The organism is Streptococcus ratti FA-1 = DSM 20564, assembly GCF_000286075.1.
Lineage (GTDB): Bacteria > Bacillota > Bacilli > Lactobacillales > Streptococcaceae > Streptococcus > Streptococcus ratti.
Map to the genome: position 1 here is coordinate 1,141,325 of NZ_AJTZ01000005.1, position 24,974 is coordinate 1,166,298.

At 39.1% G+C, this 24,974-nt stretch carries 20 protein-coding genes and 2 pseudogenes; 15 read left to right on the forward strand and 7 right to left on the reverse strand.

Annotated features, from left to right (window positions below; all coding sequences use genetic code 11):
- Entirely contained in the window at window positions 1-1,356 is a 1,356-nt protein-coding gene (gene murD, locus SRA_RS07355; RefSeq protein ID WP_003089355.1) for a UDP-N-acetylmuramoyl-L-alanine--D-glutamate ligase, read from the reverse strand.
- 468 nt (window positions 1,357-1,824) lie between these two features.
- On the opposite strand from murD, the gene SRA_RS07360 reads away from it, so the two are divergent.
- From SRA_RS07360 to SRA_RS07370, 3 genes and pseudogenes are all read left to right on the forward strand, one after another.
- On the forward strand, window positions 1,825-3,027 hold the full coding sequence (locus tag SRA_RS07360; protein ID WP_003089357.1) for an IS110 family RNA-guided transposase: 1,203 nt from the start codon (window positions 1,825-1,827) through the stop codon (window positions 3,025-3,027).
- A gap of 187 nt (window positions 3,028-3,214) precedes the next feature.
- Complete coding sequence (locus SRA_RS07365; protein WP_003089359.1) at window positions 3,215-3,631, forward strand: helix-turn-helix domain-containing protein; 417 nt, start codon at window positions 3,215-3,217, stop codon at window positions 3,629-3,631.
- Window positions 3,632-3,636: 5 nt separating this feature from the next.
- Window positions 3,637-3,968, forward strand: a pseudogene (locus SRA_RS07370) (hypothetical protein).
- Between the two features lie 2 nt (window positions 3,969-3,970).
- Here the strand turns inward: SRA_RS07370 and dinB are convergent.
- Window positions 3,971-5,077, reverse strand: a complete 1,107-nt coding sequence (dinB, locus tag SRA_RS07375; protein ID WP_003089361.1) for a DNA polymerase IV — start codon at window positions 5,075-5,077, stop codon at window positions 3,971-3,973.
- Window positions 5,078-5,566: 489 nt separating this feature from the next.
- Here dinB and pflB point away from each other — a divergent pair, with 489 nt between their 5' ends.
- Complete coding sequence (gene pflB, locus SRA_RS07380) at window positions 5,567-7,900, forward strand: formate C-acetyltransferase (protein WP_003089362.1); 2,334 nt, start codon at window positions 5,567-5,569, stop codon at window positions 7,898-7,900.
- A gap of 89 nt (window positions 7,901-7,989) precedes the next feature.
- Window positions 7,990-8,427: a GNAT family N-acetyltransferase gene (locus SRA_RS07385; RefSeq protein ID WP_003089364.1), complete on the forward strand. Its 438-nt coding sequence runs from the start codon at window positions 7,990-7,992 to the stop codon at window positions 8,425-8,427.
- Window positions 8,428-8,555: 128 nt separating this feature from the next.
- Here the strand turns inward: SRA_RS07385 and SRA_RS07390 are convergent, their stop codons facing one another.
- The 3 genes from SRA_RS07390 to gla all read right to left on the reverse strand — a co-directional run bounded on the left by SRA_RS07390 (window position 8,556) and on the right by gla (window position 11,408).
- Complete coding sequence (locus SRA_RS07390) at window positions 8,556-9,488, reverse strand: serine hydrolase domain-containing protein (RefSeq protein ID WP_003089365.1); 933 nt, start codon at window positions 9,486-9,488, stop codon at window positions 8,556-8,558.
- Window positions 9,485-10,243 carry a CppA family protein gene (locus SRA_RS07395; protein WP_003089369.1) on the reverse strand — a complete coding sequence of 253 codons (759 nt, stop codon included), beginning with the start codon at window positions 10,241-10,243 and terminating at the stop codon, window positions 9,485-9,487. Before SRA_RS07395 ends, SRA_RS07390 begins: the two co-directional genes overlap by 4 nt.
- 295 nt (window positions 10,244-10,538) lie before the next feature.
- Window positions 10,539-11,408, reverse strand: a complete 870-nt coding sequence (gene gla / locus SRA_RS07400) for an aquaglyceroporin Gla (RefSeq protein ID WP_003089372.1) — start codon at window positions 11,406-11,408, stop codon at window positions 10,539-10,541.
- A 114-nt stretch (window positions 11,409-11,522) separates the two neighbouring features.
- Between gla and SRA_RS07405 the strand changes: the two genes are divergently transcribed.
- A complete protein-coding gene (locus SRA_RS07405) occupies window positions 11,523-13,811 on the forward strand; it encodes a Xaa-Pro dipeptidyl-peptidase (protein WP_003089375.1) in 2,289 nt (762 codons plus the stop codon).
- 102 nt (window positions 13,812-13,913) lie between these two features.
- Here SRA_RS07405 and sufB read toward each other — a convergent pair whose 3' ends face one another.
- The gene (sufB, locus tag SRA_RS07410; protein ID WP_003089378.1) at window positions 13,914-15,332 is read right to left on the reverse strand and encodes a Fe-S cluster assembly protein SufB; all 1,419 of its coding nucleotides are present in this window, start codon (window positions 15,330-15,332) and stop codon (window positions 13,914-13,916) included.
- Between the two features lie 810 nt (window positions 15,333-16,142).
- On the opposite strand from sufB, the pseudogene SRA_RS07415 reads away from it, so the two are divergent.
- A pseudogene (locus tag SRA_RS07415) lies at window positions 16,143-17,661 on the forward strand (IS1182 family transposase).
- On the opposite strand, the gene SRA_RS07425 reads toward SRA_RS07415, so the two are convergent.
- On the reverse strand, window positions 17,658-19,430 hold the full coding sequence (locus tag SRA_RS07425) for a helix-turn-helix domain-containing protein (RefSeq protein ID WP_003089386.1): 1,773 nt from the start codon (window positions 19,428-19,430) through the stop codon (window positions 17,658-17,660). The pseudogene SRA_RS07415 and the gene SRA_RS07425 overlap by 4 nt on opposite strands.
- Before the next feature lie 289 nt (window positions 19,431-19,719).
- Between SRA_RS07425 and SRA_RS07430 the strand changes: the two genes are divergently transcribed.
- From SRA_RS07430 to SRA_RS07465, 8 genes are all read left to right on the forward strand, one after another.
- Window positions 19,720-20,214 (forward strand): helix-turn-helix domain-containing protein, encoded by a 495-nt coding sequence (locus tag SRA_RS07430; RefSeq protein ID WP_003089388.1) that lies wholly within the window; start codon window positions 19,720-19,722, stop codon window positions 20,212-20,214.
- Between the two features lie 118 nt (window positions 20,215-20,332).
- Entirely contained in the window at window positions 20,333-20,647 is a 315-nt protein-coding gene (locus SRA_RS07435) for a hypothetical protein (protein ID WP_003089390.1), read from the forward strand.
- Window positions 20,647-21,723: an ATP-binding protein gene (locus tag SRA_RS07440; protein ID WP_003089392.1), complete on the forward strand. Its 1,077-nt coding sequence runs from the start codon at window positions 20,647-20,649 to the stop codon at window positions 21,721-21,723. The genes SRA_RS07435 and SRA_RS07440 overlap by 1 nt, the downstream gene beginning before the upstream one ends.
- Window positions 21,724-21,725: 2 nt before the next feature.
- Window positions 21,726-22,343, forward strand: a complete 618-nt coding sequence (locus SRA_RS07445) for a hypothetical protein (protein ID WP_003089394.1) — start codon at window positions 21,726-21,728, stop codon at window positions 22,341-22,343.
- 180 nt (window positions 22,344-22,523) lie between these two features.
- Complete coding sequence (locus SRA_RS07450; RefSeq protein WP_003089395.1) at window positions 22,524-23,108, forward strand: replication protein; 585 nt, start codon at window positions 22,524-22,526, stop codon at window positions 23,106-23,108.
- Window positions 23,101-23,355, forward strand: coding sequence for a DUF3173 family protein (locus SRA_RS07455; protein ID WP_003089397.1), 255 nt, complete (start codon window positions 23,101-23,103; stop codon window positions 23,353-23,355). Before SRA_RS07450 ends, SRA_RS07455 begins: the two co-directional genes overlap by 8 nt.
- Window positions 23,352-24,503 (forward strand): site-specific integrase, encoded by a 1,152-nt coding sequence (locus SRA_RS07460; protein ID WP_003089399.1) that lies wholly within the window; start codon window positions 23,352-23,354, stop codon window positions 24,501-24,503. Before SRA_RS07455 ends, SRA_RS07460 begins: the two co-directional genes overlap by 4 nt.
- A gap of 78 nt (window positions 24,504-24,581) precedes the next feature.
- A complete protein-coding gene (locus tag SRA_RS07465; RefSeq protein WP_003089401.1) occupies window positions 24,582-24,881 on the forward strand; it encodes a YbaB/EbfC family nucleoid-associated protein in 300 nt (99 codons plus the stop codon).
- The last annotated feature ends 93 nt before the right edge of the window (window positions 24,882-24,974 follow it).

A 24,974-nucleotide genomic window follows, 5' to 3' on the forward strand; every position in this document is an offset into this window, starting at 1 on the left:
CTAGTCTCCCTTGATAGCTTCGAAGGCCGCAATAAACTCATCTCCGCGCACTTCAAAATTTTTATACATATCCCAGCTGGCGTTAGCCGGACTCAGCAGGACAATGTCTCCGGATTCAGCACTTTCAAAAGCAAGTTTTGCAGCCCCGGCTACATCTTCGGCTTCTAAATAGGCCACCTTTGCCTTATCTGCAGCACGCTTAACCCGAGGAGCTGATTCTCCTAAGATTACCATCTTTTTTAAACCGACAAGGTCGGGAATTAGGTCATCAAATTCATTGCCGCGGTCAAGTCCTCCTGCAATCAGAATAACTTTTGGGTTATCAAAGCCTGATAAAGCTTTCTGAGTCGCTAATATATTAGTTGACTTACTGTCATTATAAAATTTAACCCCACTGACTTCACCCAAATACTGCAGACGGTGTTTAACCCCGCCAAAATGAGCCAAGGTCTCTTTGATGGCCCCATCTGACACTCCGGATAATTTGGCCACAGCGATTGTTGCCAAAGCATTTTCAATATTATGGCTGCCCGGAACACCAAGCTCATCTGCTTTCATGACTGCTTGACCTTTAAAACAAAGCATTCCATCTTCTAAATAAGCACCGTCAACCTTTTCTTTTGTTGAAAAAGGCACAACCTTAGCATTGGTCCTTGCAGCCAAATCCTTGGCAAGTTCCTGATTAAAATTAAGGATAATGGTGTCAGCTGCCATCATATTTTTTTGGATATTCCACTTAGCCTCAACATAATTCTCGAAAGAGCCGTGGTAGTCGATATGTGTTGGCATCAAGTTCGTAATAACAGCAATTTGCGGGTGAAACTTTTCCGTTCCCATCAGCTGAAAGGATGACAGTTCCATAACCAAAGTATCTGTAGAAACTGCCGACTGAGCTACCTCACTGGCTGGATAGCCGATATTGCCTGATAAAAGCGCTGGCTGCCCGGCATGATTTAAGACATCTGCAATCATGGTCGTTGTCGTTGTCTTACCGTTAGAACCTGTAATGCCAATAATAGGTGCCTCCGAAATCAAATAAGCCAACTCAACTTCTGTGATAACTGGAATATTTTTATCTAAGGCACGGGTAACCATAGGGTTAGTATAAGGAATTCCTGGATTTTTAACCATATAAGCAAATTCCTCATCCAAGAGTTCTAAAGGATGGCTGCCGCAAATGACTTTGATGCCTTCTTCCAAGAGAGCCTGTGCAGAAGGATTTTCATCAAAAGGTTTGCCATCATTGACCGTTACAATGGCACCCAGTTTTGCTAGGAGGCGTGCGGCTGCTTCTCCCGATCGCGCTAAGCCCAGCACCAATACTTTTTTATTTTCAAATGTTTCGACATGTTTCATTTTGATATTTCTGACCTTCTCATTAACTATATACTCTAATATTTTACCCTGAATAGAAGACTTTTTCAAGATTTTAAAATAAGATGGGGACTTTCTTTCTCATCAAAGAGCCGCATGATAACATTTGGTAGAGGAAAGAGTTTGTTTAAGGATCAGCTGACCATTCATTCCTTTTTGACCTAACTCATAAATTTGTACTTTATCCGCCTGACTTAATTTTATAAAAACATACTAAGATTAGTAGTGAGGAAATCTCCAACGGGAGAAAGTACTCACTGCTTTTTCTTTATGTTAAAGTAGAGGTGTCTTGTTAAGTCGTGGGTGCTTTTGACGCTAGACGTCGCAATAAAAACTGGCAAGACACCTGTTTTAGGAAGAATGTTATCAAAGTATGTGGGGCGCCAGACGTCGCGTATTGAAAATGACATCACTAAAACAAGGAATCATTCAAGACAAAGAGGTAATAGCATGCGAGTAGTATTTGGGATTGACGTGAGTAAGGTAAGTTCAGAAGTGGCTATTCTAGTCAACGGCGAGAAGGTTCATGGCTATACCATGCCCAATGATGCCATTGGCTTTGCTCGGCTACTTGGCGATTTGAAAACCGTCCACAAGCCAGAAATCATCTTTGAAGCAACAGGTGTCTACTCTCGCCGTCTCCAAGCTTTTCTAGAAGATAATGGCTATGCTTACACACGACTTAATCCCTTAGAAGCTAAGAAGCAACTGGATAGCTTGCGTGTGCGTAAAACCGATCAAATTGACGCTGAAAAACTGGCTCAATCTCAATTTGTGCTGAATCGTAAACCGACTTATGTCCAAGAAGAAGTCTACCAAAACTTGCGGGATCTCAGCCGTTTCTATCAGAATCTGACTGAGGACATTGTTCGGGCCAAAAATCGTCTGCACAAGGTTTTGCAAGTCACTTTCCCAGAGTTGGAAAATATCTTGGCAACACCAACCGGTGAGCAATACTGGAACTTAGTTACTGCGTTTCCTTGCAAGGACTTCGTGCTTGAGGTAGGCAAAGATGAGCTCTCGGAGAGCATCCTTCAGTCCACTTCAAAACGGATTTCTGACAAACGTGTCGCTTACTTAGCAGAGAAGCTGACAGCACTAGCCAATCAGTCTTATTGTGCCGTTAAGAAAACCTCTCCAATGTTCGAAGAGATCCGTTACTATGCACAAGAATTACTCAGACTTTCTGAACGCAGGAAAGCTGTCTTAGACCAAATGGTTACTCTAGCTAAGCCTTTACCAGAATATGAGATCCTTCTCTCTATTCCTGGTATCGCTGAAACAACTGCAACAAGCATTATTGGTGAACTCGGTGACATTCGTCGGTTTCAGTCTGCCAATCAAATCAACGCCTTTATCGGCATTGATCTTAGGCACTATGAATCTGGAAACTTTTTGGCACAGGAACACATTACCAAACGCGGCAACCCTTATGCCAGAAAGATTCTTTTCAAATGCATTCACAATATCGCTTCAGCCAGTCATACCAATCCTTGCCATATCGCCGACTTTTATGAGAAACGAAAAAGACAATCGCAAACGACTTCAACTAAGCCGCACACGATTGCCTCCATACATCGTCTCATTCGGACAATGTATTACCTCATAACGCATAACAAACTTTACGATTATACTTCAACCCAAAATCAATAAAGGGGTTATGCACTATTATTGTAACACCTTATCAAAAAAATCACAAAATAAGGTGTTGGTTTAGTGTACACTTTTTAGATTTAAACAACTTAAAAAGATACAGTAGACTTTAAACATCTACTATATCTTTAAAAAATAGTTCTCAAAACCGTTGATAGACTTGACAAATGGTAGAAAGAGGTAACCTATGAAAATCGGAGAAAAACTAAAATCAGCACGCCAGCAATCACATCTTACTCAAGAAACAGTCGCTGACTTAATCTCAGTCTCAAGGCAAACCATCTCTAACTGGGAAAATGAAAAATCCTATCCCGATATCATCAATCTGATCAAACTCAGCGATCTTTATGACGTTAGTTTGGATACCCTGTTAAAGGGAGATGGAAAGATTATTGAACATCTAGATAAAATAACTAATATTGTCAAAAGCAATCAGAAACTACAGACTTTTTTGTTGACTTACTTATTGATGATAAGCAGTCTGCTGCTTTTGTCCTTAATTTTCCTAAAGAGCTATTATTTTTTCTTGCTGTTAAGTTTTGTCATGATTTTAAGTGTGCTTATCTTATTTTATCAAATCATAAAAAAAAAATTTAGAAGGTGATAACAATGATGGTAGGACAAATCATATTAACAATCAGTCTTTTTCTCTTTTTGAGCGGTGCTATCTTTACCAGCTATCAAATTTTTAAAATTGTCGAACTTGATGCGCGAGCTAGAGGTTTGAACGCTCCTAAGCTCTGGGGACTGTCTGCTGCCGGCCGAGGAAATCTTATCGGCCTTATTCTCTATTTCAAACATCGAGAAAATTATCCTATCAAAAACTTCCCACCTAACAAGCAGGCAGAAAGCTTAAAACGTAAGAGATGGGCTGTTTTTGCCCTTTTTTAGCTGGACTGGATGCTGTTGGTATTGTTTTAGCCACTTGTTGGCTCAATTAAGTTTAAAAATCGTCTGCCGTTAAGGAAAATTCCTCTCTGGCATCATCCTCCAGAGCAGTGACAGTTACACCTAAAAGACGGACACCAAAATGATTTTCTGTCAGACTATCAAAAATTTGATGAGCAGAACGTTCAATAACTGCAAAATCTTGTGTTGCTATGTCTAAAGTCTTTCGTTTTGTTAGGGTCGAAAAATCCGAGTAACGAACTTTGATGACGATAACTTTTCCCTTTCTCTCATTTTTTATTAAGCTGTCGGACACCCGTCTTGCATTTTTGGAAAGTTCCACTTTAATGTCCTCATCGCTGTAAAGGAGTTTACTGTAAGTTCTTTCACTGCCGATAGATTTTCGAATGCGGTTATTTTTGACAGGTGAATTGCTGATGCCGCGCGCCTTCCGATAGAGATCAAAGCCAAAACGGCCGAACAGATCGATCAGAGTCATTTCTGGTATTTGCTGCAAATCTTTACCAGTAAACACATTGAGCTCATGGAGTTTCTCAACCGATTTTTTACCCACACCGTAGAATTTTTCAATAGGCAGATCAGCTAAAAATTCCTCTGCCTCATCAGGCAAAATGACCGTCAAACCGCGAGGTTTATTATAATCACTGGCTAATTTAGCCAGAAATTTATTATAGGATACCCCGGCCGAACAGGTCAGATGCAGCTCATTCCAGATATCGTGCTGAATCAATTTAGCTATTTTAACAGCAGACTTAATCTTTGGCTTATTCTCCGTAACATCTAAATAGGCCTCATCAATACTCATAGGCTCTACCAAATCTGTATAACGTTTGAAAATATCTCGCACTTGCATGCCAATTTCACGGTATTTGGCGTAATTGCCCCTGACAAAGACAGCCTGCGGACATCGTTCATAAGCCTCTTTGGAAGACATGGCTGAATGTATTCCAAATTTTCGCGCTTCATAATTGCAGGTTGAAACTACACCGCGTCCGCCTGTCTGCCGGGGATCCGCGCCGATAACTAAGGGCTTGCCCCGCAGTTTGGGATCGTCCCGTTCTTCCACCGCAGCAAAAAAAGCATCCATATCAATATGAATGATCTTTCGCGATGTGTCATTAATCAGCGGAAAAATTAACATTGGACCTCCTTAGCAGGATCCTAAAGCATAAACGAATAAGTTACTCTCACCAAGGTTTTCTTCGACCAGAAGATCAACACTGCCCAATAAAAAGGCCCAGACTGGTGACAATTCTGTGGCCAATCATCTGAACTGGACTTGCCTTATTGAGTGACAGGCCGAGGAATTCCTCAATTAGCGCTAACAAAACTTCAAATAAGAAGGGAGCTGTCGTATATAAGGCCCACCATAAAAAAGTATACTCTGCAACACTTATTTGTTTTATAGCAGACAGATCTCCTTTAATATTTTAATGATTCTATTATCATTATACTCTATTTAGTTAATTTTTTCATTTATAGTACAGTTAAGCTTATTTTAACAATCTGTATTATAAAAGAAAGTGTTTACAACTAAAGCTTTTTGGTTGTGAAAACGGTTACTGTGTGATAAAATGTAACTGAAAAATGTAACAGATAGACTGTTACTAGAAAAAGAGGATATTTCATTATGGCAACTGTTAAAACTAACACTGACGTTTTTGAAAAAGCTTGGGAAGGTTTTAAAGGGACTGACTGGAAAAACAAGGCCAGTATCGCTCGCTTTGTACAAGCTAACTACACACCTTATGATGGTGACGAAAGCTTCTTGGCAGGGCCAACTGAACGTTCTTTGAAAATCAAAAAGATTGTAGAAGAAACTAAGGCTAAATATGAAGAAGCTGGCCGTTTCCCAATGGATACCCGTCCAACATCAATCGCTGACATTCCAGCTGGCTATATTTCAAAAGATGATGAATTGATTTACGGTATCCAAAACGATGAACTGTTCAAACTGAACTTCATGCCAAAAGGCGGTATCCGTATGGCTGAAACAGCTCTCAAGGAACACGGCTATGAACCAGACCCAGCTGTTCACGAAATTTTCACCAAATACGTTACAACTGTTAACGATGGTATCTTCCGTGCTTATACGTCTAACATTCGCCGTGCCCGTCACGCTCACACTGTAACCGGTCTTCCAGATGCATACTCACGCGGACGTATTATTGGTGTTTATGCACGTCTTGCTCTTTACGGTGCTGACTACTTGATGCAGGAAAAAGTTAACGACTGGAATGCTATCTCTGAGATCGATGAAGAATCTATCCGCCTTCGTGAAGAAGTTAACTTGCAATACCAAGCTCTTGGTGAAGTGGTTAAATTGGGTGACCTTTACGGAGTTGATGTGCGCCGTCCTGCTATGAACGTTAAAGAAGCTATCCAATGGGTTAACATCGCCTTCATGGCTGTCTGCCGTGTCATCAACGGTGCCGCTACTTCTCTTGGACGTGTACCAATCGTTCTTGATATCTTTGCAGAACGTGACCTTGCCCGCGGAACCTTTACTGAAAGTGAAATTCAAGAATTCGTTGATGATTTCGTTATGAAACTTCGTACTGTTAAATTTGCACGTACTAAAGCTTACGACGAACTTTACTCAGGTGACCCAACCTTCATCACAACTTCTATGGCTGGTATGGGTGCTGACGGACGTCACCGTGTCACTAAGATGGACTACCGTTTCTTGAACACACTTGATAATATCGGTAATGCTCCAGAACCAAACTTGACAGTTCTTTGGACTGACAAGCTGCCATATTCATTCCGCCGCTACTGTATGGTAATGAGTCACAAACACTCTTCCATCCAATACGAAGGTGTGACAACAATGGCTAAGGATGGTTACGGTGAAATGAGCTGTATCTCATGCTGTGTATCACCGCTTGACCCAGAAAATGAAGAACAACGTCATAACATCCAGTACTTCGGTGCTCGTGTAAACGTCCTTAAAGCTCTTCTTACAGGTCTTAACGGTGGTTACGACGATGTTCACAAAGACTATAAAGTATTTGACATCGAACCTATCCGCGATGAAGTTCTTGACTTTGATACTGTTAAAGCTAACTTCGAAAAATCACTTGACTGGCTGACTTCAACTTACGTAGATGCTCTTAACATCATTCACTACATGACAGATAAGTACAACTACGAAGCTGTTCAAATGGCCTTCTTGCCAACTAAACAGCGCGCTAACATGGGATTCGGTATCTGTGGTTTTGCAAATACTGTTGATACTCTGTCAGCTATTAAGTATGCTACTGTTAAACCAATCCGTGATGAAGATGGCTACATTTATGACTATGAAACAACCGGCGAATACCCACGTTGGGGTGAAGATGATCCTCGCTCAAACGAATTGGCAGAATGGCTGATTGAAGCTTATACTACTCGTCTTCGCAGCCACAAACTTTACAAGAACGCTGAAGCTACTGTATCACTTCTTACTATCACTTCAAACGTTGCTTACTCTAAACAAACTGGTAACTCGCCAGTTCACAAGGGTGTTTACCTCAACGAAGATGGCAGCGTAAACTTGTCTAAACTTGAATTCTTCTCACCAGGTGCCAACCCATCTAACAAAGCTCGCGGCGGATGGTTGCAAAACCTCAACTCTCTTGCAAGCCTTGACTTTGCCTATGCAGCTGATGGTATCTCATTGACAACGCAAGTTTCACCAAAAGCACTTGGTAAAACATTTGACGAACAAGTTGATAACTTGGTAACTATTCTTGACGGTTACTTCGAAAACGGCGGTCAGCACGTTAACTTGAACGTTATGAGCCTCAAAGATGTTTATGACAAGATTATGAGTGGTGAAGATGTCATCGTTCGTATCTCTGGTTACTGTGTAAATACTAAATACCTTACACCAGAACAAAAGACTGAATTGACACAGCGTGTCTTCCACGAAGTTCTTTCAATGGACGATGCTGCTGAAGCTATTTCAGGTCAAAAAGCTTAACCTTTAAAGCTAGCAGACGAGATTGGGATAGTATGTCTCAATCTCGTTTTTAGTGATTGCTATTTTAAAAAAAAACAGCAGTAATGCCTATGAAAATAAAACAAACACGCGATACCTTATCAACTACCTATCTTGATGCGGTTAAAATTAGAAATATCGTTTTCGTCCAAGGACAAGGTGTCCCATTAGCTATTGAAGTTGATAAAGACGAAGCGCATTGTATTCACTTCGTCCTTTACGACGATAATGACAAGCCTCTTGCCACCTGCCGGCTTCTGCCCAATCAGCAAAAAGATTCTGTGACCCTGCAGCGAATGGCTGTCCTTGATAGCTACCAAGGCCTGAGCTTAGGCCGGAAAATTCTGCAAGCAGCGGAAAAATTTGCCAAAGAGCAAGGCTTTAAAAAAGTTACCCTTCATGCTCAGATGGGCGCTTACAATTTCTATGCTAAAAATGGCTACACACCAGTAGGTGAGCGATTTTTAGAGGCCGGTATTGAACATATTATTGTTGAAAAAATTTTCTAAAGTAAAAAGGCTGGAATGGATCTGCGTGCTGACTGACAGTCAGGCAGAGTTGCTTCCAGCTTTTTCATTTAATTTTTTCTATCCATTTTTTTGAAAGCAGGCCACCTTGGCCTGCTTCTTTTATTTGCTTAAGCTGTTAACTCCTGCTCGATCAGAGCTATCAGCTCATTACGGTCCAATATCCATTGAGCCCGCTCATCTTTTTCGTAGGTTCGGTTGCTTAGAAAAATAGCTGCACGCTGCTTGGGAATATTAATAAGAACAAAAGTTCCCGTATAGCCAGTATGCAAAAGCCAGTCACCTTCCAAATCCCATGCCAGACTGCGCTCCTTAGCACTAAGGGAATAATTTTTAGTCAGACGTCTTGCAAAATCATCAGTCAGACAGTGATTGGCAAAAATTTCCAAATCTTTAAGTGTTGAAAATAATCCAGCTGAACCCGTATGAACACCTAAAACCTGAGCCTTAGGGTCATGGACCCTTCCTGATGGAATTCCTCTGACTGTCGGAACAGCTGAGGAGACCGGACCAAATGTTGTTTTACTCATGTTCCAAGGTTTAAAAATTTCCTGTTCAAAAAGAATATCTAAGGACTGACCAGTCAGATTTTCCAGCATAAAACCAAGTAAAATAAAATTAATATCTGTATATTTGAAAGACTTATCTGCGGTCACTTTAATGTGATTAACAGCATTTCTCAGCTCGGCTGCTGACAGACTGTTCCGATTGGGAATATAGGGATCAATACCGCTGGTGTGTGTCAGAAGCTGACGCAGCGTAACTGACTTATCATGAAAAGCAGGATAGTAAAACTGCAAAGACTGATCCAGTTCTAAAAGGCCGCTGTTTAGCATGAAAATACAAACAGTTCCAACACCGATAACCTTAGAAACACTGGCCAAGTCGTAAAAGAGATTAGGCCTTGTTCTTTCTAGAGGGGACGTCTCCCCCAGATAAAACTCTTGCCAGCTGTCATTTTCATAAAGTGCAAGACTTGCTCCTAAATAGATATGCTGGCTGATTTGGTCCTGAATCTTAGTTATTATCTTTTGATGGCTCATGGTAATTTACGAAACCAAATTTCAATGCGGCTGGGATCCGACAGAACCAAAACTTTTTCTTTTTTATCCAAATAGACGTCCTGTCCCTTTTCTTCAAGGTAGGCCTTCAGCTCTGCCAAATCATAGTCTGGAGCTACCTTAACTTCCAAAATTTCCAAATCCCAGGCGATATGCGGAGCAATTTCCAAATCATCTCCCTGCCCTTCGACAAAATCTACAGACAGCGGAAATTGATTTTGGAAAAGTCTTTGATAAAATTGCTGTGATTTACTTTTATCAGGAACATTTAAGATAAGTTTTTCCACCCTATAGGCAGACAGTCCTTTAAAATCCTCCTGCAGCCGGATATCTGGCTCTTCTACTTCTTTGAGAGTGCTCAGTTCATCTTCAGCATGAAGCAAAAAAAGATCATTGTCCGGTGACAGAGCTTCAAAAGCATAGCCCTTTGCCCCTTTAAAAATCCTGACAGCCTCAGCCCCGTTCGCTAATAAAGCCGCAATCTCATCGGCCTTATCAGCCTTGATAATTATTTTTTGCAGCTTTTTCAAACCTTTAACCGCTCTGGTTCTAACATCAGGTGATTCTTCAATAATAAAACGACTCCCAGAATGAGACCAATCCGTAAAAATAGCCAGTGCATTTTCTTCAGAAAACAGCCTAAAGCCCAAAGTCTTCTGATAAAAATCAATATTTTTATCGCGGTCATTAACCCTCAGAACCGGCGAGTGAAAATCCATTTGTTCAAATAAGCTCATTGTCCTATCCTCCCTTAATATTTCCATTTTAGACAAAATATGGCTATTTGACAAGAAATTATGTGCTCCATCAGGCATTTTCTATTAAAAAGGCAGCAAAAATCTGTTCCTACCTCATCATTCAATCTTATGGTTAAGCTGGACTGCTGCTCTTTTCAGCAGCCGTTGGGAAAGAAGTCACCATTTCGGTGTCATGCTCAAGTTCAGCTGCTTTACTTTTTCTAAGTACTTTATCTGTTTGTCCAATTTATCCGTTAAAAAGAAAAAGCCGGGGATTTCTCCCGGTCTTTAGATATTATTTCAAGTATAAATATTTAAATAAGGCAACGCCTGCGATAGCGGCAAGAATTGGTGCAATAACCGGCACCCACGCATACCACCATTTAGAATCACCTTTGGACTTACCAAGAACTGATTCTGGCAAGAAATGGTGAAGAAGACGCGGACCTAAGTCACGTGCAGGGTTAAGGGCAGGTCCTGTAGGTCCTCCTAAAGCTGCTACAAGAGCCATAACAAGGAAACCTAAGCCAAGGTGAGCTACTGCTAAACCAGAGTTAACATTAGCACCTACAGTCAGACCAACTTGAGAAAACTTAAAGGTAGATGATGTTACATCAGTCCCCATAGTATTCAATTGTTGAATAATTTCACCGCCAAAATAGTTTTTGGTAAGAGCAAGCGCACCAAAGAAAAGAACGAATGAACCGGCAAACTCATTGAGGAAACCGTTAATCAAGGACGCTTTCTTAGTTGCATCTGTGTCATCATCAACAGCTGATGCTGTTGAGAAAGTACCTAAAATAGCATTGGCATCTTCAGTTTGTCTGTAGTATGGTGCATGGGTTGCTACAACAACCAACTGACCAAAGATAGCTCCTAAAAACTGAGCCGCAATGTAAGGAAGGACTTGTTTCCATGGGAAAAGTTCTGAGACAGCAAGACCGAGCGTGAAAGCTGGGTTAATATGGTTGCCAGATACATTACCAAACATCAAAGCAGGCAGCATAACACCAAAACCATATCCTAAAGTGATGATTACCCAACCACTTTTATGACCTTTTGTTCCTTTTAATTCAACATTTGCAACGGCACCATTCCCCAAAATAATAAGGAGAGCTGTACCAATAAACTCTGTGATATACTTCACAGTCCATGTAACATCCATTTGTCTTTTTATCCTCCGAGTTCAAATTTTTTAGACATGTACCATTTTATCAAGTATAATAGATAATGTAAAGCCTCTTGAAAAATTAAAAACGTTTACTTTGAAAGGTTCCTTATGAATTACAATCAATACAGCTACATTCAGACATCGCTCCCTCAGGCAGAAAAAGAGCTGCAGGAGCTGGGATTTCGCTTAAGCAGTCAACAAACAAATAAGGAAAATTTGGCTGAGTTCATCAGTCGGATTTATTTTCACAACCCTGATAAAGATTATGTCTTTCAGAGCCTGATTGCTGACAGCAAGACTGATTTTGCTGCTTTTTTACAGTCTTCCCAAGAGCTGACAGATGAGATTTTCTATCTGCTTGCACTGCAGCTTTTAGAATTCATTCCCCATGCCGATTTCACAAGCAGCAAGTCTTTTGTCAAAGAAATCAATTTTCCACTGACTTTTGATTCTGATTATTTTCTGCTGAATCTCTATCAGCTGCTGGCAACTCGCACCAAAAACGGCATGACCCTCATTGACCGCTTAGTCAGCCAGGGTTTTCTTTCAGCTGACAATAGTTACCATTATTTTAATGGCAAAAGCTTAGCAACCTTTGACACGGCTGATGTGACCCGTGAAATCGTTTATGTTGAGGCACCGCTTGATAGCGATAAAGATGGAAAACGAGATCTTATTAAGCTCAATATTATCCGCCCTAAAACCGAGGAACTGCTTCCTGTTATCATGACCGCCAGTCCCTATCATCAGGGTATCAACGAAAAGCAATCTGACCAAAAACTACATCAAATGGAAGGTGAGCTGCCCGTCAAGCGAGCTGGTCATATCAAGGTTGCTGAGCCTGATTTTCAGCCGCTTGACACAAGCCTTCCTGACCTGCCGACAGGGCCCGCTCAGGAGAGCTTTTCCCATATTAGCAGTTATAGCCTCAATGACTATCTTCTGGCCCGCGGCTTTGCTAATATTTATGTATCCGGTATCGGCACCAAAGATTCTGAAGGCTTTATGACTAGCGGTGATTATACCCAAATTGAATCCTTCAAAGCTGTCATTGATTGGCTAAATGGCAGGGCAGCTGCCTACAGCAGCCACAAGCGTGACCGGCTGGTGATTGCCGACTGGACAAATGGCTCAGTTGCCACGACCGGAAAATCTTATCTGGGTACCATGTCCACTGGTTTAGCAACAACAGGAGTTGAGGGGCTTAAGGTTATTATTGCGGAGTCTGCTATTTCTTCTTGGTATGGCTATTACCGGGAAAACGGACTAATCTGCAGTCCTGGCGGTTATCCAGGCGAAGATTTGGATGTACTTACCGAGCTGACCTATTCGCGCAATCTAACAGCTGGTGATTATTTGAGAAACAATTCCCACTACCAAGAGATGCTCAAAGAACAGTCCGAACAAATAGACCGTATTAGCGGCGACTACAATCAGTTTTGGCATAACCGCAATTATTTACCTTATGCGCACAAAGTCAAGGCACATGTAGTTTATACGCACGGCCTGCAGGACTGGAATGTCAAACCTAACCATGTCTATGATATTTTAAATGCCCTGCCTTCCCATGTAGAAAAACATGCCTTTTTACATCAGGGTGAGCATGTTTATATGCATAATTGGCAGTCTATTGATTTTCGTGAAAGCATGAATGCCCTCCTGACGAAGGAACTTTTAGGGCTGGCTAACGGCTATCAGCTGCCTGCTGTTATTTGGCAGGATAATTCACAGTCCCATACATGGAAACATTTAGAACATTTTGGCAGCGATCAGACTGTTCAGTTTTCTCTTGGAGAAGATCAGCAGATGATTGACAATCATTATCCTGCTGCCGAGTTTAAAGGCTACAGCAAGGACTATCACCGTTTCAAAGCAGATCTCTTCGCTAAAAAAGCTAACGCAATAACTGTTGATCTGCCGATTCAAGAAGACCTCCTCATCAACGGCCAAATCACCTTAAATATCAGGCTCAAATCCAGCAGCAGCAAGGGAATCCTCTCAGCTCAAGTCTTAGATTTCGGCTGGAAAAAGCGTTTTTCTGATTCGCCAAGTATTGTAGAGCTCAACAGCATTGATAACGGCCAGAATTTCTCCCCTGAAGCCCTTCGTGAACTGCCCTACAAGAAAACACCTTACCGGGTTATCAGCAAAGGCGTTCTCAATTTACAAAACCGCACAGTTCTGTCAAAAATCGAAGATATCATTCCCAGAGAATGGATGACTGTACAATTTAAGCTGCAAGCAAGTATTTACCAGCTCAAAAAAGGAGATACGCTCAGACTTATTCTCTATACTACCGACTTTGAACATACCATTCGCGATAACAGCAACTATGCTCTGACGGTGGACTTAGCCAAGTCATCACTGGACATTCCGCACACGTCACTTGCAAAGTAAAATTCTCAAACTGTAAACGCAAAAAAGCGGCGAATCAGAAATCGGATCTTAACCGACAACTGAATTCGCCGCTTTTACAGTTCATGAAATCTGTGCTCTTTATTAGCCGACAGAGCCTTCCATTTCATAAGAAATAAGACGGTTGAGCTCAATCGCATATTCCATTGGCAGCTCCTTGGTGAAAGGTTCGACAAAGCCCATGACAATCATTTCGGTAGCCTGGCTTTCTGTCAAGCCGCGGCTCATTAAATAATAGAGCTGCTCTTCAGAAATTTTTGACACCTTGGCTTCATGCTCTAAGGCCACCTGAGAATTGTGAATTTCATTGAAAGGAACTGTATCAGACCGAGAAAGTTCATCCATAATAATGGTGTCACATTCAATATGGCTGACAGATTTTTGAGAATTTCTGCCGAATGTTACCTGACCTCGATAATTAACTTCTCCGCCTCCTTTAGAAATGGATTTGGAAACAATCGAAGAGCTGGTACGAGGGGCATTGTGAATCATCTTGCCGCCAGTATCCTGAACTTGCTTGCCATTAGCAAAGGCAATTGACAGCATGGTCCCACGCGCACCTTCTCCATCCAAAATAACAGACGGATACTTCATCGTTGTATGGGAGCCTAAATTGCCGTCAATCCATTCGACTGTGGCATTTCTATCAGCTTTGGCCCGCTTAGTCACCAAATTATAGACATTATCCGACCAATTTTGAATAGTCGAATAGCGCATATAAGAGCCTTCCAGAGCATAAACTTCAACAATGGCAGCATGCAGACTGGCGGTAGAATAGATGGGTGCTGTACATCCCTCAACATAATGAACACTGGCTCCCTCATCAACAATGATCAGGGTCCGCTCAAACTGTCCGGTTTCTTCATGGTTCATCCGAAAATAGGTCTGTAAGGGAATATCACATTTGACCCCTTTAGGAACATAAATAAAAGTACCGCCTGACCAAAAAGCAGCATTTAACGCTGAGAGTTTATTGTCCCCCGGTGTCACCAATTTCGCAAAATACTTCTTAAACAAATCAGGATATTCCTTGAGAGCCGTATCCGTATCAGTAAAGATAATTCCCAGACGGTCATATTCATCTTTCATGTTATGATAGACAACTTCTGATTCATACTGAACAACAGCGCCGGCCAAGTAATTGCGCTCTGCTTCTGGAATTCCAATCCGGTCAAAGGTTTCCTTTATCTTCTCAGGGACATCATTCCAGGAATATTCTGCCTGCTTTGAAGCCTTCTGATAGTATATAATCTCATCAAAATCAAGCTCAGACAGATCTGGCCCCCAATCCGGCATAGGCATTTTATGAAAGGTTGCAAGGGCCTTGAGACGGAAATCAAGCATCCATTCGGGTTCTCCCTTAGCTCGGGAAAGTGCACGCACAGCAACTTCTGTCGCACCTTTTCCAGTTGAAATAATCGGCTCGATATCGTCATGAAAGCCAAATTTATAATCACCTAAATCAATAGGCTTAGGAGTTACTTGTGTATTTGTTTCAGACATTGATTCACCTTCTTTAATATATCTAATATACTAAAATTTCTGATATTTTGCCATTTTTCGGACAGCATTTCTTTTTGCGTGCATCAAACTAAAGCCAATGTCTTGAGGCATGCAAAAAATAAGCCTCACATTTTAACAATGTCATCTTAGGCAGTTTTTCTGTGCTTAAACAAATCTGCGGAAAAATAAACTACTCCCCCTTTTATGCAAAACAGTACAAATTTAGGGATTTAAGTTACTGCTCAAAAATGATATAATCAATAGTGTACTTCAAGGCGCTTTCTTCCAAGAAAGTACCTGCTGTGACAGCTGCAAAATAAAGCAACAATATTAAAAAAACAAGGCTCAACCCCTTGCTACGAAAGGAATCTAGAAATATTTATGATGAATATGCAAGACCCCTAGTTCAGTTCTGTAAGTCTTGTAATCGTCAGAAACATTGATTTAAAAGGGTTTTAGATTCTCACAATTTTACAAAATGCATTAAAAATTTTAAAAGTGGTCACTTTTTGGTCACTCACTTACTAGCATTTTGAAGTACAATTGAATAATAACATTCCTATAAACTATATAACGTAGTTTTTCTATAGTTTATAGGAATCCAAAAAGCATGTTTTTGAACCTGCTTTTCCTTTATTTTATTACTTGCCCCAATCCCCAATAAATTCAGATGTTACAAAACTTAAATAGACATTTCTCATATATGAGAAATGTCTCAGACTGAAGACAAAGCTCTTGGAATTGCATTTCTAAGAGCTTTTTGCTCTGTTTAGGAGTATACTAAAAGAAAACGATTTGTGAGGTAAAGCCATGTTTCACAAAGAAAAGCCCGACTATAATCGTCATCAGTACGGGTTCTATACGCTTGACCAGCTTGTTCCTGAGGATCACTTTCTACGTAAAATCGAGGCCGTGATTGATTTTGACTTCATCTATGCCTTGGTTGAGGACACTTACTCTTGTGATAATGGGCGTCCGAGTTTAGACCCTGTGATGCTTATCAAAATCCCTCTCATCCAATGTTTTTATGGTATTCGCTCCATGCGTCAGACCATTAAAGAGATTGAGGTGAATATTGCTTATCGTTGGTTTTTAGGACTAACTTTAGATGACAAGGTTCCTCATTTTACGACCTATGGTAAGAATTACAGTCGGCGTTTCCAAGACAAACAGGTCATTTCTGAAATTTTTAATCAGGTGCTGAATCAATCCCTGATGGCTGGTTTGATTGACCCCAATGAGATTTTCGTGGATGGTACTCATGTCAAAGCTGCTGATAACAATCACAAGTATCGCACGGAAATGGTGAAACAACAGGCTAAATTTATGAGTGACCAGCTGGAACTTGAGATTGATTTGGACAGGAAAAAGCACGCAAAAAAGTCGCTAAAGCCCGCCACAAAAAGCGAGGCTAAAGAAAAGAAAGTCTCAACGACTTACCCGGAGAGCGGTTGGTTTCATAAAAGTGAGCATAAAGAAGTTTTTGCCTATAATGCTCAGGTTGCCTGTGACAAACATGGCTGGGCCTTAGCTTATAGTGTGGAAGCAGGGAATGTCCATGATAGTCAAGCTTTTCCTGCGCTTTTTGCCAAACTTGAGCCCTTCAGTCCTCACTTCCTTATCGCTGATTCAGGTTATAAAACTCCTTCTATCGCAAAATTCTTGCTGGATAAAAACATCACCCCTGTTTTTCCTTACACCAGACCGAAAGGAAAGAAAGGGATGTTACAGCCTAAGGATTTTGTTTACGATGCCTATTATGATTGTTACCTTTGCCCCGAAAATCAGACATTAGAGTATTGTACAACGACTCGTGAGGGCTATCGGGAGTATAAGAGTAAGGCCAAGATTTGTGCCACTTGTCCTTTATTAGGGAGCTGCACAGAGAGTCAGAAGCATCAAAAAGTCGTCACGAGACATCTTTGGAAAGAGGATATGGAGATTTGTGAGGACATTCGCTGTCAAAGAGGGATGAGGGAACGCTACTAACATCGAAAAGAAACAATTGAACGCCTCTTTGGGACAGCTAAAGAATATCACAATCTCAGATATACAAGAGAGATTGGCAAGTCCAAAATGGAAGACAAGGTTGGGCTGATTTTAGCGTGTTTAAATCTCAAAAAGCTAGTAAAAATGATGGCAGGAACGCCTTTTTATTTTGGACAGTTTCAGCTTTCTTATCCATTTTTCATCTTAAAGATAAGAGACACCAAAAAAGACAAACCTCCAAAAAGAAGTTTGTCTTCGGTCTGACAGGAAGCTAAAATTTAGCTTCCTGTTTTCTGTTCTGAACAATTACCTATCTTCTCCCAACATATTTTTTAATTAAATTTGTCTCTCATTAATTAATCTAGTTAAAAAATTATTTTGGCTTTTCTCAAATAAAATTACAGCTTTATACATTCTCTCAATTTCTTTCATTTGATCATAATCATCTGAATTTTCGTAATAATTCTTCTCATACATATAATTTGAGTCGTTTAATAAAACATCTTCGAATAATGATTCTCCATTTTCTAAGTATTCAATTAATTCAAATATGAGCATTTCATCTTCTTTTATATAAATTGCTTTAACTTTGCTATAAATGTCGTGTAACTCATTCTTCAGGAATTCATAATTCTCTTTTAATGTATTCCAAATTTTTTCATCTGAATTTAAATGAGGTTCTTCGTAGATTTTATCAAGTGGAAAAATTTCTGTATCAGGTTTTCTTAACTTTATTGTTATAAGTTCCCAAAATTGTTTATAAAAAGCCTCAACATAATCAAATGAATTATCTTCATTTCTCATAGTCAAATGATTACAAAGATTTCTGCTTTGGTCTCGAATAAAGCCTTCGGCATCGAATTTCTCTTTTGCGTTTTCAAAGATTTTTTTAACATCATTATTCTTCCTTGCCTCTATCTGAGTTTTCACAAATAAGAGTAGGTCGTTATTTTTTAAAACAGAATCCCTTACGTTATCAAAGTGTGCTCCGTAATTGATAAAGTTATCCAATTGCTTGAAACCATCATCTATTTCTTCCGCAATAGATTCAAAATCTTCTTTCTTTTTCAACTCAAAATTAACTGTCGAACCACACCTATAACTTTCTAAATCTTCATTACTAATTTGTTTATGTATCCAATCTTGAAATTCTTCATCATTATTTAAATATGTAAATGATTTATAAAATAACATTAGACTGTCTCGAAAGAATATATTTTTGATTTCTTCAAAGTCCTCATCTTCATACCTCATTACATAGCTCTCATCAATAATTTTTGATTTTAACCTATCTCTATCTCCCCAACTATTGATTAATGTTTTAATATAGTTGAAATACGTCCGTTCAAATTCATGTAAAACGTTACTGTATTTTGGAGTATCGATAAAAATACTTTGAAATCGATTGTTGTCAAATGAGTAACTACTAAAAGGGGTATCACTATAGGAGTTAAATAATTCTCCTATTCGCTTTAAATTAGCCTGTGATGGATAATCTTTTCCATTTTTCCATCTAGAAATTTGTGCTTCACTAACACCAATCAGTTTTGCTAGGCTTTTTTGAATCGCATTTTTTTCATCGGTATCTACATCAAATCCTATTAGTTTTAGTGATTGTAAAGTATCTAAAAATTCTCTTTTTTGATTTCCATTGAGAGTTAAATAATCTGATTCTTCCGTTGCATATTCTTGTTTATATGACTTAGAAACTGTAGTTAAAAATTCAATAAAGTCCGAAAAATTCTTATGGAACGTTTCCTTTCTATCAGCATTAAGAGATTTCTGAAGCCGTATATCACGTTTCATACTGTCTTCTTGAATATACATTACTAATTGTCTATCAATCTCTACCCTGAGCTGTTTAAATGCTGTTAAACTATCTCTATTAAGCGAAAGATTGATATTATAAATTTTTTCAAAGTTTTGAAGAAATTTATAGAATTTATCGAGTAATTCAAAAGTAGGCTTTGAATTTCCTGTTTTCCAATTGGTAAATGTATTTTTCGAAAAATCTAATTCTTTTGTAAGGTCTTTAGTCGTAATGCCAAAGTCCTTTTTTATTTGTATTAAAAATTCATTTAATAATTTACTAAATTTTGTTTCTTTCATAATTGAATTATATCAAAAAATCCCATCGTTTTTTTAAATGCCTAATTTGTAGTTTTTCGAATTGCTATCATTGTTATCGAAGAAGTTAATTCTTCAAAAAATTAAACATCGTTCTAATTGATGGCCATCAAATGGACGGATTGAAACATATATGACAATAAGACACTAAAAGTCTTATGTTGCATACAATTGTTTCGCCGTTTATTTGGTTGTGCCTTTTTGTCACGCTTGGCGTTCAATACTTGCTCATTGTTTTTCCTTTCCGTCCTAGGACAGAAAGGAAAAACATATGCTCAATTCTAAAATAAAAACTATCTATTGTGAACTGCTTGGAGAATCTCTAAAACAAAAACTACAAAAACTGGAAATCCCTCAAAATTCGGTCTCCTATTACTTTGCTGATGAAATTAAACTCATTCCAGCTACTACCATTAGCCAAATTTTAAAAGGAAAGAGAAATATAACACTAGACACAGTCGAAGCTTTACAAGATACTTTGGAACTCCCAAATATGAAAAGTGTTTTCTTTCCAAATATCAATTTTTGTGAATCTCTAATTCACAAGCTCATCCAATTTATTCTAACAGATGAACACTTTAATGGGGAGAATACTAAAAAACTCTTTCAAATCAAAGAAAAACAAATTCAAAAGAATATTTTTCACTTAGCAATTTCTCTCTATGAGTACTTTCCTGATTTTCCTTATGAAGAAACATCTTATCGAATTGCTGATAGTTTAACAGAATGGTTTATTGAATTTGTTGCATTAGTAGCACAATTATAAGTTTAAAACTTTCAAAAAATTCGAAATCGGATTATTGGCTAATATTCTATGATATGGATGCACTTGGCCAAGTGTTGAAAATGATAATTTTTGAATTAATAGAAATGAGGTAACTCACATGAAAACACGCAATCGTAAAACTGGCTATTCCTCTAATACTGCAAAAGAATACATTGATAACAAACAGGCTATTCACTGCCTAAGTACCGAACTAGAGCCACAACTAAAATTTGAAGATAATCAGCCTACTGGCGAAATCATTGCCTACAAGGCTTGGTTCTCTCAAAAAGGACTCCCTCCTTTCCAAGTAAAATTTGAGTCAGAAATTGACCTGCCAAGTTACATGGCTATGGTTGAATTTGACACTCTTGAAGCTTGTGAGGTTGGCTTTAATGTCTATTTCCGTGCTCAAAATATCAAGGAGGTCAAATAATGACTAAGAGAGAATTAGAACAATACCTTCTTCAGTCTTTAAATATGGGACTTGGAGCGTTGATGCAAGGTGAGACTAGCTATACAAATAGCTTTGATACCAAAATTATGTCTGATGGGTTCCTGTTTATTCCACGGCTTCCAGCAGGTTATATCATTGATGATGACTTGTATCAAAAAATCTTCCTGATTGCCAATGCATCACTTTACCCACGCTATACCCTACTCAAACAGAACTCTGCCTATTTCATGGCACTTGATACAGATGATATTCATGTACAACGTGGACTATTCTTTCCTTGGAAAAAAGGTGTTTCTGAGCGTCTAGTTATCTCAGACCTAGAGGAATTTGCTGGTGGACAAAATAAATATATCTTGCCTATCATGAAGAATCTATTTCTTAACTATAACAAGGTTACTTCACTAGCTATCGCTGGGAACAGTGGTTCAGGTAAGTCCTATGCGCTTACATACTTCCTGAGCTTACTCAAAAACTTCTCAGAGCTTATCATTGTTGACCCTAAATTTGATACTCCGTCACGCTGGGCACGTGAGAATGGTATTGCCGTGATTCACCCCCAAAAGAATCGCTCAAAATCTGATTTTGTTTCTGAAATCAATGAAAATCTGAGCTCATGCTTAGGACTCATTCAGCAACGACAAGAAATCTTATATGACAATCCTGAACATCAGTTTGACCATCTTACGATTGTCATTGATGAAGTCCTAGCTTTATCGGAAGGAGTCAACAAAACCATAAAAGACTCTTTCTTCTCTCTACTTTCACAAATTGCTCTACTTGGACGTGCTACGAGGGTTCATCTGTTACTGGTCAGCCAACGCTTTGACCACAATACCATCCCTGTATCAGTCCGTGAACAGCTCAATGTCCTCATTCAGATTGGCAATATCAATAAGAAAACGACACAGTTTTTATTTCCTGACCTTGACCCTGAGGGCATTGTCATTCCTATAGGCAAAGGAACAGGGCTTATTCAAATTATTGATAATGAACACCCTTATCAGGTGCTTCCGCTTCTTTGTCCTACTTACTACACCAAGAAAGGTATTTTGTAGCTATGAAAAAAAGCTTCTTTCAACGAACATATAACCTCGTTAATAACCTACTTCTATTGGGATTCCTCAGTGTGGTTATTAGTCTGGCTATGAGTTATCTTAGCTTCTTAATCGGAGAAATAACTCTATCAAGACTTACAAGTGAAATCAGTCTTGTTCAATCAAAGCTAAATATAGCTGAGTATTACACCAGCTTTTTGGGTGCTCTGCTAGTAATTAGTGCTATCTTTTTGATAAATACAGAACTATTAGAGCGTTTCTTGTATGATTCCATTTGGAATTACTTCAAGTCCATCTATCAAACGATACGCTTGCGGCACTTCTTGAAACAGGATGAAAAGTCTGAATCAGTTATTACCGTTGATAATCAGACGACTGTTACAAAGTTCAATCCAATTCTCAAGAACTTCAATAAAACCGTCACCAAGTGTACTGTAGATGTTCGAAAAGAATCCGTCTCAGTCTTTATCAAGTATCCTAGCACTCAGCAAGCACAGCAGTTACTGAGAGAAATGGAAGCTCATATCAAAGAAGAAATTTCAAGCAGAAATCCTAATTACTACTTCTCTTCTCCAAGTAGGGAAGGTAATAAGCTCTGGTTCAAAGGTGCTAAAAGATAAGCTAAAGGCGGTACTTGGCTCACAACGTGAAAGCCAAAAGTACCGCCTTTAATAATCTATTTCAGCCATGTAATGGGGCTACTACGACCCCCATTACATCAATAATCAGTAATCAACATTACCAAAATACTGATAAAAATCTCCTAATAAATAAGACCAATAGAAATGAGATAACTGCCTATGGCAAAAGATAAACGCTCGAACAAGTGGGCATTTCTACTCTATAAAGAAAGCGCTCCTGACAATTATTTGGATATTCTTGAAGAAATGCATATTCCATTTGTCCTAAGTCCTTGGCATGACAAAGATGTCAATAAGGAGACTGGGGAATTTAAAAAAGCTCACAAACATGGGGCTCTATTCTTTGACTCTCTAAAGAGCTATTCCCAAGTTTCTGAATTACTTACCAGTAAGTTAAACACACCAGCCCATGTAGAAATCGTAATGAGTCCTAAGGGAATGTATGACTATTTTATACACGCGGAAAATCCTGACAAAACTCGCTACAACATTGAAGATATTGAATCGGGCTGTGGCTTTGAGTTGGATAAGTTTCTTATTGATAATAATAGTGATGAATTTCTCTCATCGGTCATTGATATCATTGAGGAGCACAATTTCACTGAGTTTAACAACCTCGTTAGATATGCACGCAAAGAAGACACTGTATTACTAAATCTCATCGTAGATAAGACCTACTTCTTTGCCAAGTATCTTGATTCACGAAGACATAGCACAAACAAAGAAAGGAAAACGGATGATTAACATTGTAGATAAAGATGACCTTATGGTATTAACAGGGTATTCACAAAGTCAGTGTAAAAAATTGATTCGCAAAGCAAAAATCAAATTAGTTTCTGATGGGTTCTCTTGGTATGATAATAAGCGTGTCGGACGTGTTCCAATTAAGACTATAGAAGACATACTCGGCTTTAAGTTATCTTATAAAAATGGTATAATTCATGATGTACTTCAGAATGCTGGTCTACATGATACAGGAGAACAGCAATGACAGTTACAAAACAAACAAACGGAAAATGGTCTGTAGATATCAGTGATGGTTTTAGTCATTTGACAGGCGAGCGTGTCCGTCACCGTAAAAAAGGGTTCAAAACTCGTAAGGAAGCTGAACAGTATGAAGCGGATTACAGGCTTAATCATCTTCATAAGCACAAGCCTAACGATAAAATAAGTATCAATTACCTCTATTCTCTGGTTCGTCAAGAAGACGAATTGAGAGGAAACAAAAGAGGAACAATTGATACACAAGAATCCTATTATACCCAATATGTTTCCAAATTCTTCGCTAATGCTGATATGAAACTTGTTACGGTCAACGATATTAAGGAATATCGTGACTGGCTCATCCAGACACCAAGCGTAAAAGGAGGAACATTGTCAAACAGTCATATCAATCAACAAATGATTTTCATTCATAAGCTGTTTGAGGTAGCGATTGCTAAACGTTTTAGGACTGATAACCCTTGTAACGGACTCAAGCGTTTGCCTGAGCAACACAAGGAAATGTCTTATTACACACCTGAACAGTTTAAAATCTTTGATAGTTGTTTTACCGAAAGTGAATATCGCTATCAGCTACTTTATCGGGTATTAATGTTCACAGGTGCACGGCTTGGTGAAGCCTTGGCACTCACTTGGAATAAGGTGAACCTTGATGAGAATTATATCGATATTGTGTATAGTGCTTATTATCGTAAGAATCAAGTTCATATTGGAGCAGTGAAAACAACTCAATCACGAAGACGTATTTACATTCATTCTGCCTTTGCTGAAGAGTTGAAACAATGGAAAGAGCAACAGGGAGAACTCCTTTCAGAGTTCACAGAGGACCTTGAAAGTCTTCAAATCTTTCAAGACTCTCCTGAAAGCCTGACTTCTGCCAATGTCACCAATTTCAAGACAAAACTGAAAAAGCGACTACCTGAGAACATGAAGATGATTCGCAATCACGATTTCAGACATTCTCATGCTGCCTTCTTAATCAATCAAGGCCTAAGAAATGGAGAAGGAAAAGATTATATCTTCTTCACTCTCATGAAACGTTTGGGACATTCATCTATCAACACTACCATCAATGTTTACTCTCACCTTTTCCCATCACAACAAAAAGAGGTCGCCAATGCCTTTGATAACTTCTAAAAAAGTGGTCACGATTGGTCACCATTTCAAAACAAACAAGGTCTAACCCCTTGCTACGAAAGGAATTTAGAAATATTTATGATGAATATGCAAAACATGATGAAGCAAGCTCAAAAGCTCCAGAAACAAATGGAGAAAAAACAAGCTGAACTAGCTGATACGACTTTTGTCGGTAAATCGGCTCAAGATCTCGTTGTAGCTACCTTTACAGGTGATAAGAAACTTGTTTCTATTGATTTTAAAGAAGCCGTTGTTGATCCTGAGGACATTGAGACACTGCAGGATATGACCGCTCAAGCTGTAAACGATGCTCTCAGTCAAATCGAGGACGCTACACAAAAAACTATGGGAGCCTTTGCCGGTAAACTGCCATTTTAAAACTAGTCAAAAAATGGTATAAAAAAGCCCAGCGGACTGTGTAAAACAGAAACTTAAAAAATAAGACAGCGACTGTCCAAACCGCCGCGGCAT

Excerpts from the sequence above, each read along its gene's own strand:
- murD (WP_003089355.1), bottom strand. The coding sequence starts at position 1,356 with ATGAAACATGTCGAAACATTTGAAAATAAAAAAGTATTGGTGCTGGGC.
- SRA_RS07360 (WP_003089357.1), top strand. The coding sequence starts at position 1,825 with ATGCGAGTAGTATTTGGGATTGACGTGAGTAAGGTAAGTTCAGAAGTG.
- SRA_RS07365 (WP_003089359.1), top strand. The coding sequence starts at position 3,215 with ATGAAAATCGGAGAAAAACTAAAATCAGCACGCCAGCAATCACATCTT.
- dinB (WP_003089361.1), bottom strand. The coding sequence starts at position 5,077 with ATGTTAATTTTTCCGCTGATTAATGACACATCGCGAAAGATCATTCAT.
- pflB (WP_003089362.1), top strand. The coding sequence starts at position 5,567 with ATGGCAACTGTTAAAACTAACACTGACGTTTTTGAAAAAGCTTGGGAA.
- SRA_RS07385 (WP_003089364.1), top strand. The coding sequence starts at position 7,990 with ATGAAAATAAAACAAACACGCGATACCTTATCAACTACCTATCTTGAT.
- SRA_RS07390 (WP_003089365.1), bottom strand. The coding sequence starts at position 9,488 with ATGAGCCATCAAAAGATAATAACTAAGATTCAGGACCAAATCAGCCAG.
- SRA_RS07395 (WP_003089369.1), bottom strand. The coding sequence starts at position 10,243 with ATGAGCTTATTTGAACAAATGGATTTTCACTCGCCGGTTCTGAGGGTT.
- gla (WP_003089372.1), bottom strand. The coding sequence starts at position 11,408 with ATGGATGTTACATGGACTGTGAAGTATATCACAGAGTTTATTGGTACA.
- SRA_RS07405 (WP_003089375.1), top strand. The coding sequence starts at position 11,523 with ATGAATTACAATCAATACAGCTACATTCAGACATCGCTCCCTCAGGCA.
- sufB (WP_003089378.1), bottom strand. The coding sequence starts at position 15,332 with ATGTCTGAAACAAATACACAAGTAACTCCTAAGCCTATTGATTTAGGT.
- SRA_RS07425 (WP_003089386.1), bottom strand. The coding sequence starts at position 19,430 with ATGAAAGAAACAAAATTTAGTAAATTATTAAATGAATTTTTAATACAA.
- SRA_RS07430 (WP_003089388.1), top strand. The coding sequence starts at position 19,720 with ATGCTCAATTCTAAAATAAAAACTATCTATTGTGAACTGCTTGGAGAA.
- SRA_RS07435 (WP_003089390.1), top strand. The coding sequence starts at position 20,333 with ATGAAAACACGCAATCGTAAAACTGGCTATTCCTCTAATACTGCAAAA.
- SRA_RS07440 (WP_003089392.1), top strand. The coding sequence starts at position 20,647 with ATGACTAAGAGAGAATTAGAACAATACCTTCTTCAGTCTTTAAATATG.
- SRA_RS07445 (WP_003089394.1), top strand. The coding sequence starts at position 21,726 with ATGAAAAAAAGCTTCTTTCAACGAACATATAACCTCGTTAATAACCTA.
- SRA_RS07450 (WP_003089395.1), top strand. The coding sequence starts at position 22,524 with ATGGCAAAAGATAAACGCTCGAACAAGTGGGCATTTCTACTCTATAAA.
- SRA_RS07455 (WP_003089397.1), top strand. The coding sequence starts at position 23,101 with ATGATTAACATTGTAGATAAAGATGACCTTATGGTATTAACAGGGTAT.
- SRA_RS07460 (WP_003089399.1), top strand. The coding sequence starts at position 23,352 with ATGACAGTTACAAAACAAACAAACGGAAAATGGTCTGTAGATATCAGT.
- SRA_RS07465 (WP_003089401.1), top strand. The coding sequence starts at position 24,582 with ATGATGAATATGCAAAACATGATGAAGCAAGCTCAAAAGCTCCAGAAA.